Annotated in this window: 10 protein-coding genes and 2 pseudogenes; 5 read left to right on the plus strand and 7 right to left on the minus strand. The window is 71.3% G+C overall.

The window, feature by feature from the left end; all coding sequences use genetic code 11:
- Nucleotides 1-253 precede the first annotated feature (253 nt).
- The 3 genes from ACFQGL_RS24960 to ACFQGL_RS24970 all read left to right on the plus strand — a co-directional run bounded on the left by ACFQGL_RS24960 (nucleotide 254) and on the right by ACFQGL_RS24970 (nucleotide 3191).
- Nucleotides 254-595, plus strand: a complete 342-nt coding sequence (locus ACFQGL_RS24960) for a hypothetical protein (protein WP_377514847.1) — start codon at nucleotides 254-256, stop codon at nucleotides 593-595.
- A complete protein-coding gene (locus ACFQGL_RS24965; RefSeq protein WP_377514849.1) occupies nucleotides 592-1251 on the plus strand; it encodes a nucleotidyl transferase AbiEii/AbiGii toxin family protein in 660 nt (219 codons plus the stop codon). The genes ACFQGL_RS24960 and ACFQGL_RS24965 overlap by 4 nt, the downstream gene beginning before the upstream one ends.
- Before the next feature lie 149 nt (nucleotides 1252-1400).
- Nucleotides 1401-3191 (plus strand): bifunctional metallophosphatase/5'-nucleotidase, encoded by a 1791-nt coding sequence (locus ACFQGL_RS24970; RefSeq protein WP_377514851.1) that lies wholly within the window; start codon nucleotides 1401-1403, stop codon nucleotides 3189-3191.
- A 78-nt stretch (nucleotides 3192-3269) separates the two neighbouring features.
- On the opposite strand, the gene ACFQGL_RS24975 is transcribed toward ACFQGL_RS24970, so the two are convergent.
- The 3 genes and pseudogenes from ACFQGL_RS24975 to ACFQGL_RS24985 all read right to left on the minus strand — a co-directional run bounded on the left by ACFQGL_RS24975 (nucleotide 3270) and on the right by ACFQGL_RS24985 (nucleotide 5782).
- Nucleotides 3270-3449, minus strand: coding sequence for a hypothetical protein (locus ACFQGL_RS24975; RefSeq protein ID WP_377514852.1), 180 nt, complete (start codon nucleotides 3447-3449; stop codon nucleotides 3270-3272).
- Nucleotides 3450-3692: 243 nt separating this feature from the next.
- Nucleotides 3693-4853, minus strand: a complete 1161-nt coding sequence (locus tag ACFQGL_RS24980) for a geranylgeranyl reductase family protein (protein ID WP_377514853.1) — start codon at nucleotides 4851-4853, stop codon at nucleotides 3693-3695.
- 34 nt (nucleotides 4854-4887) lie between these two features.
- Nucleotides 4888-5782: pseudogene (locus ACFQGL_RS24985) on the minus strand (IS982 family transposase).
- A gap of 217 nt (nucleotides 5783-5999) precedes the next feature.
- Here ACFQGL_RS24985 and ACFQGL_RS24990 point away from each other — a divergent pair.
- Together ACFQGL_RS24990 and ACFQGL_RS24995 are read left to right on the plus strand one after the other, a co-directional pair.
- Nucleotides 6000-6236: a hypothetical protein gene (locus ACFQGL_RS24990; RefSeq protein ID WP_377514854.1), complete on the plus strand. Its 237-nt coding sequence runs from the start codon at nucleotides 6000-6002 to the stop codon at nucleotides 6234-6236.
- 85 nt (nucleotides 6237-6321) lie between these two features.
- The gene (locus ACFQGL_RS24995; protein ID WP_377514855.1) at nucleotides 6322-7764 is read left to right on the plus strand and encodes an MFS transporter; all 1443 of its coding nucleotides are present in this window, start codon (nucleotides 6322-6324) and stop codon (nucleotides 7762-7764) included.
- A gap of 81 nt (nucleotides 7765-7845) precedes the next feature.
- Here ACFQGL_RS24995 and ACFQGL_RS25000 read toward each other — a convergent pair.
- The 4 genes and pseudogenes from ACFQGL_RS25000 to ACFQGL_RS25015 form a co-directional block, all read right to left on the minus strand.
- Nucleotides 7846-8214, minus strand: a pseudogene (locus tag ACFQGL_RS25000) (hypothetical protein); the annotation flags it as partial.
- An 881-nt stretch (nucleotides 8215-9095) separates the two neighbouring features.
- Nucleotides 9096-9725 carry a hypothetical protein gene (locus ACFQGL_RS25005; protein WP_377514856.1) on the minus strand — a complete coding sequence of 210 codons (630 nt, stop codon included), beginning with the start codon at nucleotides 9723-9725 and terminating at the stop codon, nucleotides 9096-9098.
- A gap of 13 nt (nucleotides 9726-9738) precedes the next feature.
- Entirely contained in the window at nucleotides 9739-11433 is a 1695-nt protein-coding gene (locus tag ACFQGL_RS25010) for a DUF4012 domain-containing protein (RefSeq protein ID WP_377514857.1), read from the minus strand.
- 189 nt (nucleotides 11434-11622) lie between these two features.
- Nucleotides 11623-12864 (minus strand): glycosyltransferase family 4 protein, encoded by a 1242-nt coding sequence (locus ACFQGL_RS25015; RefSeq protein ID WP_377514858.1) that lies wholly within the window; start codon nucleotides 12862-12864, stop codon nucleotides 11623-11625.
- Between the last annotated feature and the right edge of the window lie 152 nt (nucleotides 12865-13016).

Below are 13016 nucleotides of genomic sequence, written 5' to 3' on the forward strand. Positions count from 1 at the left end.
CGGGGGGCGCGACGCGGGGGGCGCGACGCGGGGGGCGCGACGCGGGGGGCGCGACGCGGGGGGCGCGACGCGGGGGGGCGCGACGCCGGGGGGGAGGGAGAGAGTCAGGGGCTATGGCCCTGTGCGGACGGACGGGCCCACCCAGGCGAGCAGAGGCGAGGGCGAGGCAGACGCGGCACCCGACTGAGCCCCGACGGCCGGCCGACGGAACGTCGTGAGCGACACCGGCACCGCGGGGAGTTACCCTGATACCATGCAGGCCCTCTCCCCCACCACGACCGGCGTGGCCTTCCTGGCCCGACCGGGTCGTCCTGCCGTGGTGGCGCGGACACTCGCCGAGTTGGCCGGTCCCACCCGGGGCCTGGTGGAGCTACCGGTACGACTGATGTGGAACGCCGAACGCACCTTCGATCTCGGCGACCCCGACCAGTTGCTCTGGATGTACGAGAACGTGCTGCGGGAGACCACCCGCTCCGAGGATCTGCGGGTCCTGATCAACGGGCGCGTCCTGCGCCGAGTGTGGCGCCTGCTCAACCTGCCTCGGGGCGTACGCCAGGCGTGGGAGAGCCGCCACCGGGGCCTACGCGCCGCGTGATCGCACCACACCTGCACGAGTTCTACCGCGAGGTGGCCCGGGTGGCGCTCGCCGCGGCCGGGCCACACCGGTTCGTGCTGGGCGGCGGGGTGGCCTGGGCCGCGCATGGGCTGGTCGCCCGCCCCACCGAGGACGTGGACCTCTTCGCCGACGTGGAAGGCGCCGCCGCGGCGGCCTCCACGGGGGTACGGCTGGCGCTGGAGCGGGCCGGGTTCACCGTCACGGACGCGGACCCGGACAGCGACCTCGCCGACCTGTTCGACGGCTACGGCCGGGACATGAAGGATTTCGTGGTGGGCCGGGACGGGCGGCAGATCCGGCTCAGCCTGGCCCGGCTCGACCGACAGCAGAGCCCGGTGGTGATGGACCTCGGCCCGGTGATGGACGTCCGCGACCTGGTCGCCAACAAGGTCGCGGCGTTGGTCAACCGGCGGGAGGTCCGGGACTACATCGATGTCGCGGCAGCCCTGGAGCAGTACGACGTGACCGAACTGCTGGTGCTGGCTCGGCAGGTCGACCCGGCGTTGGACCCGGCGGACGTCCGCGCCGCCGGCCGCTACCTGGACCGGCTGCCGGACGAGCGCTTCGGCCGCTACGGCCTGGGACCCACCGACGTCGTCCGGGTACGCGAGCGACTCGCCGCCTGGCCACGCTGAGCTGGCCTCCGGCCGGGCCGGCGGAATCGGCGACAACAGTCGGTGCAATCGGCGACAACGGTCGGGGCTGGCGTGGCGGGAGTGAACGGCGCTGGTTATGGTGCGCGAGGCGCCCACGAGGCGCGTCCACCCCCATGGAAAGGCACCTCATGACCTCTCCCTCCGGCCCGTCGCGCCGCCAGGTGCTCGCCGCCGTGACCGCGGCGGCGTCCGCCCCGCTGATCGCCGCCGCGCCCGCGCAGGCAGCCGGCGCGAACCGGTCACGCACCTGGGACCTCACCCTCCTGGGCACGTCGGACACTCACGGCAACGTCTACAACTGGGACTACTACCGCGACGCCGAGTACGACGACAGCAAGCAGAACGACATCGGCGTCGCGAAGCTGGCCACCCTGATCAACAAGATCCGTGCCGAGCGGCGCGGCAAGGCGACGCTGGTGCTCGACGCCGGCGACACCATCCAGGGCACGCCGCTGGCCACGTACTACGCCAAGCAGGAGCCGATCACCACCACCGGCGCGAAGCACCCGATGGCGCGGGCGATGAACATCATCGACTACGACGCGGTGACGCTGGGCAACCACGAGTTCAACTACGGCCTGCCGCTGCTGGACCTGTGGATCCGCCAGCTCGGTTTCCCAGCGCTCGCCGCGAACGCGGTCAACGCGAAGACCGGCAAGCCGGCCTTCCTGCCGTACATCATCAAGAAGGTCTCCCTCGGCTTCGGTGCGCCGACCCTGCGGGTCGGCATCCTGGGTCTGACCAACCCCGGCGTGGCCATCTGGGACAAGGGCAACGTCGAGGGCAAGCTGCGGTTCGACGACATGATCGCGACCGCCGCGAAGTGGGTGCCGATCATGCGGGCGCGCGGCGCGGACCTTGTGCTGATCTCCGCGCACGGCGGTGACAACGGCACCTCCAGCTACGGCCCGGAGCTGCCGAACGAGAACCCGGTCGCGCTGATCGCCCAGCAGGTGCCGGGGATCGACGCGATCCTCTTCGGTCACGCGCACAACGAGGTGGTCGAGCGGTTCGTCACCAACGAGCGGACCGGCGCCCAGGTGCTGCTCTCCGAGCCGTCGAAGTGGGGCCAGCGGCTCACCCGGATGGACTTCACCCTCACCCGCGAGCACGGCCGGTGGACGATCACCAAGAAGGCCGCCACCATGCTGAACACCAACACCGTGGTGGAGGACCCGAAGGTCCTCGCCGCCGTACGGGCCCAGCACCAGAAGACCGTGGCGTACGTCAACCAGGTCGTGGCCAGCGCCACCGTGGAGATGTCCGCCGTCGAGTCGCGGTACAAGGACACCCCGATCCTGGACTTCATCAACCACGTCCAGGCCGAGGTGGTCACCAAGGCACTGGTCGGCACGGCGTACGCCGGTCTTCCGGTGCTGTCGCAGGCCTCGCCGTTCAGCCGGACCGCGGTCTTCCCCGCCGGGGACGTCAAGATCCGCGACGTGGCCGGGCTGTACGTGTACGACAACACCCTCGAAGCGGTCGTGCTCAGTGGCGCCGAGGTGCGGGCATACCTGGAGTACTCGGCGAAGTACTTCCGCACCCTCGCGCCGGGCGCTCCGGTCGACCCGGAGCAGATCAGCGACCCGGCGGTGCCGGACTACAACTACGACGTGATCTCCGGCCTGGACTACGACATCGACATCGCCAAGCCGGTCGGCCAGCGGATCACCCGCCTGGTGCTGGCCGGCACCGACACCCCGGTGGCGGACAACGCGCAGTTCGTGGTGGCGGTGAACAACTACCGGCGCAGCGGCGGCGGCAACTTCCCCGGCATCGTGAAGACCCAGGTCTACAACGCGCAGCAGGAGATCCGCCAACTGCTCATCGACTGGGCGCAGGCCAAGGGAACGATCGACCCGGCCGACTTCTTCCAGCCCAACTGGCGGCTGGTACGCGAGGGCGTGCCGGTCTTCTGACCGAGCCGTACCGGTCGGCTGACCGGGCAGCACCGCAACGGGCCGTGGGTGACGACACCTGCGGCCCGTTGCGCGTTCTCAGGCGCCGTGACGCAGGTGCCACTGCACGGGGTCGTCGTACGGCTCGGGCCGGTCACCCCGCGCCTCGGTCTCGGTCAACTCGACCCGCTCCTCGGGGCGTACGCCGGGCGGCAGCTCGCCGAAACGGACGTGGCGCAGGAACGCGTACTCGTCATCGGTGAACGGTTGCCCGGCCATCGCCACCACCCCCCTGCTCCCCCGCCATTGTCCGGTGTCCGGGCCACCCGGCACCACTGGATCGATCGGCGGGATCGCTCCGCCGTTCGGCATGGGCCGTCACGCCGCGTAAGGCATCCTAGGATCCTGGGTGAATGGTGGAACGGCTGTGCCGCCACGACGCGAGCCGACGGAACCAGGGACCGGCCGCAGACGTGATCGGGGAACGGGCTGCGGCGTGATCAGGAACAGGCCGCAGCGGAGTCAGGGGCGGGCCGGCGTTGGCAGAGCCGGCCGGCGAGGACTGGGCAGCCGGTCCAGCACCGCGAGCGCCGCCCGGATCGGCCAGCGTTCCAGCATCTCGTCGAAGCTCGCCCGGCCCTGACAGAACCGCACGAACATCCGGAACCCGGGCGGCGTCGCCAACAGGGCGTGGAACACCCCCGGGCGGCGGATGAACAGGTCGAGCAGCCGGTACCCCGCCCGCATCGACGGCACGAGGCGCTCACCCACCGCCCGCTCGTACCCGGCCAGTTCGCCGGCGGCGACCGCCGCCCCGGCCAGCTCACCGGAGCGCAGCGCGAAACTGATGCCCTCCCGGCTCCACGGCTCCAGCAGCCCGGCAGCGTCCCCCGCGACCAGCACCCGGCCGTTGCGCAACGGCGAATCCTCCTCGCGACAGCGGGTCAGGTGACCGGAGTCGTGCTCCGCGGGCAGGCCGGTCAGACCCAACCGGTCGACGAACCGTCGCAGGTAGTCCCTCGTCCCCTCCCCCGCGCCCCGGGCCGCGATCACTCCCACGGTCAACCGGTCGCCCTTGGGAAAGACCCATCCGTACGAGCCCGGCATCGCACCCCAGTCCAGCAGCAGCCGCCCCCGCCAGCGCTCCTGCTCCGCGGGCGGCACCGCCACCTCCAACTCCAACCCGAGGTCCACCTGCCGGTAGCGGACCCCGACGTGCCGGGCGGTCACCCCCGAGGAGCCGTCCGCGCCGATCACCGTACGAGCCTCGATCGTCGTACCGTCGGCCAGCCGCAGGCGTACCCCCTCGGGATCCTGCTCGATCGCGCGGACCGCGACCCGCTCGCGCATCTGCGCGCCGGCGGCGACGGCCGCCGCGCGCAGCCGGTCGTCGAACTCCTCCCGGCGCACCATGGTCACCACCGGACTGTCGTGCCGGCGGGTGAACTCCTGGCGGCCCTCCCGGGTGAACGTCACCCGGTCCACCCGGTCGTGCGCGGGCACCTCGATCCGGTCCCGCACGGCGGCCAGCGAGGTGCCGATCAGGCCACCGCCGCAGGTCTTGTACCGCGGGTGCTCGGCCCGCTCGACAACTAGTGTGCGGACGCCAGCGCGGGCGGCGGTGTACGCGGCGGAGAGCCCGGCGGGGCCGGCGCCGACGACGACGAGATCCCAGACGATCACGGGTGCAGCCTAGACGAGTAATTCCTAACCGTGGTTAGTGGTCGTAGGCGATGAGTGACCTGGTCACGGGCTGGCCGGTGGTCCGGTTGTGCCAGATCGCGGCGGTCAGTGCGAGGAGGCGTTGAGCGATGCGGGCGCCGACACCTTCAATCGTGCGGCCGCCGTGCAGTTCGAGGTCGAGTTGGCCTTTCAACGTGTCGTTGACCGACTCGATCAGCTGCCGGACCGGTTTGAGGAGATGTTCGTCCGGCCGCGGGGTCCGGTTGCGATACGACGGCCGCAGCAACCGGACCCCGCGGTCGGCCAGCCACCGGTCAAGTTCGGCGGAGATGTAGCCCTTGTCCGCGATGATCAGCTGCCCGGTCCGGGCCGCGACCAGGCCCGGGTTTTCTTCCAGGACCGCGGTAAGGACTTGCCGGTCGTCGACGTTGGGGCTGGCTAGGCTCCAGGCGATCGGTAGTCCCGATGGCGTGCACACCAGATGCAGGCGCAGGCCCCAGAACCAGCGTGAGTGCGACGCGCAGTAGCCGTATCCCGCCCAGCCGGCCAGATCCGAACGTTGCACGGTCGGTCGTGACCGGCCGCACTCCACGGGGGGTGGAGTCGGTGACCCACACGTCGTCGTGCCACAGATCGGTGTCTGCGGCGACGATTCGGATAGCGGCTTTCAACAGCGGTAACGCCGAACGCAGGCGTTTGTTATAGCCGGACTGGCCCGGCAGATACGGGAACGCGCCGGGCAGGTGTGCGGGCAGGAACCGCAGCCAGCGGGCCTCGGAACGGACCCCGAGCAACGCCTAGGCCACCGCGACCGTCAAGAGTTCGGCATCCGAGAGCCGTGGTGGGCGCCCGGCCCGCCGAGGCCGTCCGAGCCAGTCATCGATCTTCACGTAAAGTGCGGTCAGAAGGGTGTTGATGTCTGTCGTCACAAACGGATCATCGACACCCTTCGTCATGCCCACGACTCAGGGGTAGTTAGGACTTACTCGTCTAGGGCACCACCGGTCACCCGCCCCGGCCACGACCCCCTGCGCGCGCCCACCCGACCGCCCGATCGAGTGGGCATCTTCGGTCAGGCAGGGGGTAACCGGCGGAGCGCAGCCGCCGGCGTGCGGGGCGAGAGGCGGACGAACCAAGGAGGAGATCATGCCGCAGGTGCAACTGTCGGAGGTCGAGCAACGCGTGTACGAGGCGGTCACCACGCTCGAAGTACGCGGACATGTGCCGTATCCGGACCTGATCGCCGAGGAGTGCGGGCTGACCCCGGAGCAGGTCAACGGCCCGCTGCACCTGCTCACCGAGAAGGGCCTGCTGCACCGCGAGGATTCACCGATGGCCGGTCTCGACTTCGGCCCCCGGTTCTGCGCCCGCCAGATGGCGTGAGCCGGAGAACTCCCCGCGACGATTCGCCTTCCGATGACCGGGGTAGCGGTCAGAAATGCATGATCGACGGTCGACGGGAGGGTCGATGAGCGCGGCGCAGACGCCGCAGCCGGTCGACGCGGCGGAGAATCGGCGACGCTGGCAGGCCGTCGGTGTCGGACTGGTGGCCGCGTTCATGACGCTGCTCGACGTGAGCATCGTCAACGTCGCCGTACCGTCGATCGACCGCGCGCTGCACGCCACCCCGAGCGACCTGCAGTGGGTCCTCTCCGGGTACGCGCTCACCTTCGGCCTGGCGCTGGTGCCGGCCGGTCGTTTCGGTGACGCCCGTGGCCGGCGCAACGCGTTCGTCTTCGGCATCGTGCTGTTCACCGCGACCAGCGCGCTCGCCGGCCTGGCCACCTCTCCGGCCTGGCTGATCGCCGCCCGGCTGCTGCAGGGTGCCGCCGCCGGGGTGGTCAATCCCCAGGTGATCGGGATGATCCAGCAGCTGTTCCGTGGGCCGGAACGGGCCCGCCCGTTCGGGCTGCTCGGCGCCACCATCGGTATCTCCACCGCGGTCGGGCCACTGCTCGGCGGCCTGCTCATCGCCATCGGCGGCGAGGAACACGGGTGGCGGTGGGTCTTCTTCGTGAACGTGCCGGTCGGCATCGTCGCGGCGATCCTCGGCTGGCGGCTGCTGCCCGGCCGCCCCCACGGCCAGCCGGGCTGGCGCCGACTCGACCCGGTCGGTGTGCTGCTGCTCGGCGTGGGAGTGGTGCTGATCCTGCTGCCACTCGTGCAGGAACAGCAGTGGCGTACCCCGTGGAAGTGGGCGCTCATCCCCGCTGGCCTCGCCGTCCTGGTCGCCTTCGGGCTCTGGGAGCGGCGGTACGCACAGCACCGCGAACCGCTGTTCGACCTGCGGCTGTTCAGCTTCCAGTCGTACACCCTGGGTTCGCTCATCGCGCTGGTCTACTTCGGCGGATTCACGGCGATCTTCTTCATCTTCACCCTGTTCCTGCAGAACGGCCTGGGCTACAGCGCGCTGATCGCCGGACTGGCCATCACCCCGTTCGCCCTGGGTTCGGCCGCCACAGCCGTACTGGGCGGACGGATCGTCAACCGCTTCGGCCGTCCACTGGTCGCCATCGGCCTGTTCGGCGTGGTGCTCGGGCTGGCCGGAACAGTCGCGGCGCTGCACCTCGCACCGCACGCCCCGGCACCCTGGGTCACCGCCGGGCCGCTCCTGGTTGCCGGCCTCGGTAGCGGACTGGTGATCGCCCCCAACCAGACGCTCACCCTCGCCCAGGTGCCCGTACCGCAGGCCGGCAGCGGCGCCGGCATGCTCCAGACCGGTCAGCGGATCGGAGCCGCAGCCGGCATCGCCGCCGTCGGCTCACTGTTCTTCTCCTCGCTGGCCGACAGCCACGGCAACTGGACCACGGCCTTCGAACAGTCACTCATGCTGGCCACCGGCGTCATCGCGCTGGCGTTGATCGCCGCGCTGGTCGACATCCTGCGCACCCGCAACCACGCCGAACACTGACAAACCCCAGGGTGTACGCCGCTGGCCGGCACCCCTGGGGGTGCCGCCGGCCAGCTTGGTGTGTGGCTTCTAGTGCTGTGGTCAGCTGTTCCAGTGCTGGGCGACCAGGTCGGCGGCCTGCTGTTCCCACTGGGCGTAGGCGTCGGGGTAGGCCGAGACCTGCACGGTCTGCGCGGCCTGGGTCAGCGGCATGTCCTGCCAGCCGTCAACCTGCTTGAGGCCCTTGAGGAACGCGGAGGTGGCGTAGGCGGGGTCGGTGATCTGCTCCGGCGTACCCCAACCCGAGCTGGGGCGCTGCTGGAACAGGCCCAGCGAGTCGTGATCGTTGGCGTCGCCGAGGTGGCCCAGGTTCTCCAGCTTGGATTCCTGCAGGCTGGTAGCGATGGAGATGACCGCGGCCCGCTCGGGCAGACCGGCCTTCTTCGTGGCCGCGATGATGGCCTTGGCGTCATCGGTTCGGTCGGCGGCCTGCGAGCGGGGGAGCTCGTGGCGCCGGGTCCATGTGTAACGACCGCGGGCCGGGGATCATTCCGGGGTCGGCCCATCCGCTAGCAGCCTGTCGGTCGAGGCCGGGGGCCGGGGGCGGGTCGCCTGGGGGCGGCCGGTGGTGCTGCGATCGTCAGGGTATGTAACGCTGCCCGGCGAGCCCCGATTCCAGCCCCCGAGTGCACCCGACCACAGGACACACCACCCCATACCGGGCATCCGGCCGCCGCGTGACGCAGTTCCCCGAGGCCAAACCGAACAGCGGGCCGATGATCGACACGAGGTCACTGATATCGCGGCAGCCGGGCGGCTCGGACATCACGGCATCGCGGCCTTCGTGTCGATCATGCGACCGTGGCCGGTCCGCAGAAGGCAGACGCCGGGCGCAGAGAGCCACAAAGCACGCATACCCGCCCCAGAAAGCCCCAGGACGCTGTGGACCCCTCCTCCCCACCCCGCCCCCGCCCCCTTCCCCGCCCCCAGCCCCGTCGATCTAGGGCATATCGTCGCTAGTTGATCTCCGATCACAGCGATATGCCCTAGATCGACGGGGCTGGGGGCGCGCCGACGCGGCCGGGGGCACGCCGACGCGGCCCGGGGGCACGCCGACGCGGCCCGGGGGCACGCCGACGCGGCCCGGGGGCACGGCGACGCGGCCCGGGGGCACGGCGACGCGGCCCGGGGGCACGGCGGGCTCCACCTCACCCGGCACGGACCTGACACCGAACAACGCACCCCGCACAGGACGGCAGGGCACGGCAGGGCACGGCAATGGGCTGACGCCCGTCGGAGTGGTCCGACGGGCGTCAGCCTTGAAGCGATCCGGGCCCTGCCCGGTGGTGCGGTTAGTTCGCGGTACCGCCGAAGCGCTGGCGGCGGCGCCAGGCCAGGGTCAGCAGCAGCATGACCGCACCGGCGGCGACCAGGCCACCGCCGAGCTTCATGGGCGTGCCGAGGCTGTCACCCGTGACGGGCAGCGGCTGGCGCTTGGGCAGCACCCGCAGTTCGGTGCTGGCGACGCGGCCGGACTCACGCCCGGTGGCGGTGAAGGTCAGCAGACCCGTCACCGACGGCTTGTAGTTCTTGGAGAACCGTCCCTGCGCGTTGGTGAACGCCGTGAAGTTCACCGGCGCGCTCGCCTGGAAGGCGACCGGCGCCATGGCGACGGTGCTGCCGTCGCTGCGGCGGGCCGGCGCCTGGCCGGCGGCCGGAGCGGCCAGCGGAGCCACCGTGACCGCGATGTCGACGGTCTCGGTCGGACCGAAGCCGGTGCCGGTCAGTACGACCGTCTCGCCGAGGAAGATGGTCGGCTGGCTGACGACCAGCGCCGGAGGCTGAGGTGTGTACGGCGGCGGCTGGGTCGGGTCCGTGGTCGTGCTGGGCGTCGGCTGCGGCTGTGCCGCCCCCGCTGCCGTCGGCACGGCCACCACGGCCAGTCCGACCGTGAGCGCCATGATGATGCGGGATAGCCGCATGATTGGTTCCCTCCTACTGGTCACAGCTTGGTGCGGAATGAACTTGGGTGGTCCACGGGCTGGCGGTGGGGGTCAGCCACAACTCGGCCTGCCCGGCGCCGGTCTTGGCGGTCAGGGCTCTGACCTCCAAGACCCGTTCGGCGCCGGGGCCGACGTCGACGCTGGCCGTGGCGACCTGGCGGCGGCGTTCGGTGCCGCTGCCGAGCGCCGTCTCGGTCCCGTCGAGTCGTGCATCGAGCACCGACCCACCGGCCGGGCTGTAGACCGACACCAGCGTGCGAACCGTGTACGGGTCGCCCGCCAGGCCGAGGCCGAGGACCGACTTGGAAAGACCGGACTTCGGCGCCGTGGAGCGCAGGGTCACCCGCAGCCGAAGCTCGCGGCGTCCGTCGGAACGGCATTCGCCGACCGACAGGCTCGCCGCCGGCCGCAGGTAGAAGCCGAGCTTCGCGCCGCTGCCGTCGTTGAGGAACACGCCGACCGTTGGCACGGTGTCCTGCTCCGGAAGCGCTCCGGCCATCCGACTGCTGTCGAATGTCCGTTGCTCTTCCGGTCGGGCACTCCAGAACAATATCCGGCGTTCGGTGATAGCACGGTCAAATGCGGACAACAACACTCGCGAGTTGACATTCTTCTTGAAAAAGGCATCAAACACCGCGGCCGCAGAGGCGGCGAAGAAGTCGTCCTGCTGCTTGAGGTCGAGCCGCTGGTACGTGTCGTTGAGCAGGGTCTGTACGACCTTTTCGCTGGCCAGCGGGACGCCACCGGGTACCAGCACCGGCCCGGTCGCCTTGAGCAGATACGACAGGACCACCGGGTCGACCGCGAGCACACCATCGACCGTGGTGCCGGTCTTGCGGCGGAACATCTCCCGGTACAACGCGGCGGCGGTCGGGAAGTGCGGGGTCAGGTTGACGTCGGCGGGATAGATGCCCGGCAGGTCGGTCCAGATTCTCCGGATTTCGGCGGGCACCTTCAGCGCCGGGGTGAATCGGCCGAGCGAGGCGCTGCTGCCCTGCTGCCCCATCCGGACCTGGCCATTCTCCGCCTCGATCAGCGCGTACGCGCCGAACATGCCGCCGGTGGCCCGCAGCTCGGCGAGATTCTGCGAGACCAACAGGTACCGCCGCGAGCCGCTCGCGCCCAGAAGTGGCGGCAGTAGCCGGGCGCCCTGGTCGGCGGCGGTGGTGAGGCTGGCCAGTCGGTCGATCTCGCCGCGCAGGTCGGTCAGCGCCTGCCGGACCTGCTGGACCAGCCGGTCGGCAGGCACCGCGGCCAGGTCGCGCCGGGTGCGCTGCACGGCGTCGTCCACCTGGGACAGCTCGGTGGAGACGGCGGTGAGCCGGGCCAGGTCCAGCCGGCCCTCGGTCGGCACCAGACTGGTCAGGTCGGTCCGCAGCAGGGCCGGGAACGCCTGACGGGCCAGTTCGTCGATGGCGACGGCGATCTGCCGGACCGCGTCCAGGTCGTCGCCCGCGATCGGGGTGTGCCGGCCGAGCCGCCAGCCCGGACCGGCGGTCGCGGAACGTGCCGCGCTGGCCTGCTCTTGAAGAGCGGAGAGGGTACGCAGGGCACGCTCGGTGTCCCCGCTGACGACCTGTGCGCTCAGCTCCCGGGCCAACCCGGCGGCGTTGAGCAGATGGGCCCGCGCCTGCCAGCCGCGAAAGCCGATCCACCCAGCGGTCGCCAGCAGGAGCGAGCCGACCACCAGCGCACTGAGGAGGGCACGCCGCAGGCGGGCACGTCGACGGCGTCGGGATCGACGCCGTCGCCCACGCGGCCGTTCGCTCTCCGTCACTCCCACACTCCTGTCCCGGAACCCGACAACATGTCTGATTCCCCCTGACGTTCTAGCACGTCTCGGGGTCTCTCGTGCCGTTTTGGCGTGTCGAGTCCCTTACGCGAGGTTTCCTCGTGGATCGGCTGACTCGGTGACCCGGCCGGCCGCCTCGTGCAGCAGCCGCTCGATCCGGTCCACCCCGGTCGGCAACGACATCTCCCGCAGGTACGTCTGCCGGCCACGGCGACCCATCTCGGTACGCGTCGGCGGCGGGATGGTGGCGGCCAACCAGAACCGGTCGGCCAGCGCGGCCCAGTCCTCGGGCGCGCAGGACAGCCCGGCCCGGGCGCGCTCGACCAGCTCGGCGGTGTCCCCGCCGGCCGAGGCCACCACCGGCGCGGCGCAGGAGAGCGCGGCCTGCAGCTTGCCGGGCACCGTGCCGCGCAGCTCCGGCAGGTCGCGCAGCATGATGAGCTGGTAGTCGGCGGCGGCGTACAGCTCGGGCATGTCGACCGGGGACCGTCGCTCCACGAAGCGGACGTTCTGCGCACCCAGTTCGGCGGCGAGCCCCCGTACCCGTCGTTCCTCGGCACCCGAGCCGACCAGGAGCAGGTCCATGGTCTGGTCCAGCGCCGCGGCGGCCCGTACCGCGGTCTCCAGCCCCTGCCGGGCACCGATGGTGCCGGCGTGCATCACCACGCACCGCCCGTCGCGGCGGACCAACTGGCGGGCCGCCCGGCCGGGCGTCGCCGGATGGAAGATCCGCTCGTCGGTCCAGTTCAGCACCAACCGGACCCGGGCCGGATCGGCGCCGGCCGCGACCACCAGGTCCCGCATGGACGGAGCGGCGACGGCGATCCGCGCGGCGGCCCGGTAGATCCGGGTCATCGCGGAGCCCATCCGCGTCACCCAGCGAGCGTGACCGGCTTCGTCGGCGCCGTCACGCGACCAGACGTCCTGCACGTGCAGCACCGTCGGCACCCGGCCGAGCAGCCGCAGCACACCGGCGGCGGCGAACGTGGTGGCGGGCAGTTGAAAGACGTAGAGCGCGTCGACGTCGTCGAGGTACCGGCGCGCGGTCAGCGTCGCGCTGCCGGCGAAGGAGAGGTAGCTGGCCATCCGTGCGCTGGTGGAGGCGCCGCCGGACAAGCGCGGCACCCGCCGGACGGTCAGCCGTTCGCTGTGCGTCTCGTGGTGCCAGCGCTGCCGCCAACCTGGATAGACGTGCCCGCCCGGGTAGTCCGGGAACCCGGTGAGCACCCGTACCTCGTGCCCGCGCGCGGCCAGCTCCTCGGCGAGGCTGCCGGGGATGAACGCCGGTTCCGGCGGGAAGTGGTACGACAGGATGCCGATCTTCACCGGGCCACCGCCGTACGCCGCGGATCGGCGCCGGACGGCGCGGCATCGCGACCGCTGGCCGCCCGGCCCGCGTACGATGCCGGCAACCCCTCTCCGCGCGGCCAGCGGTGACGACGTACCGCCCTCGCGGTGCGCCGAACCGCGTCCGCACC

Source organism: Micromonospora vulcania, assembly GCF_042658605.1.
GTDB lineage: Bacteria > Actinomycetota > Actinomycetes > Mycobacteriales > Micromonosporaceae > Micromonospora > Micromonospora vulcania.

Coding starts and splice junctions, on each gene's coding strand:
- ACFQGL_RS24970 (WP_377514851.1), top strand. CDS start 1,401: ATGACCTCTCCCTCCGGCCCGTCGCGCCGCCAGGTGCTCGCCGCCGTG.
- ACFQGL_RS24995 (WP_377514855.1), top strand. CDS start 6,322: ATGAGCGCGGCGCAGACGCCGCAGCCGGTCGACGCGGCGGAGAATCGG.
- ACFQGL_RS24960 (WP_377514847.1), top strand. CDS start 254: ATGCAGGCCCTCTCCCCCACCACGACCGGCGTGGCCTTCCTGGCCCGA.
- ACFQGL_RS24975 (WP_377514852.1), bottom strand. CDS start 3,449: ATGGCCGGGCAACCGTTCACCGATGACGAGTACGCGTTCCTGCGCCAC.
- ACFQGL_RS25005 (WP_377514856.1), bottom strand. CDS start 9,725: ATGCGGCTATCCCGCATCATCATGGCGCTCACGGTCGGACTGGCCGTG.
- ACFQGL_RS24990 (WP_377514854.1), top strand. CDS start 6,000: ATGCCGCAGGTGCAACTGTCGGAGGTCGAGCAACGCGTGTACGAGGCG.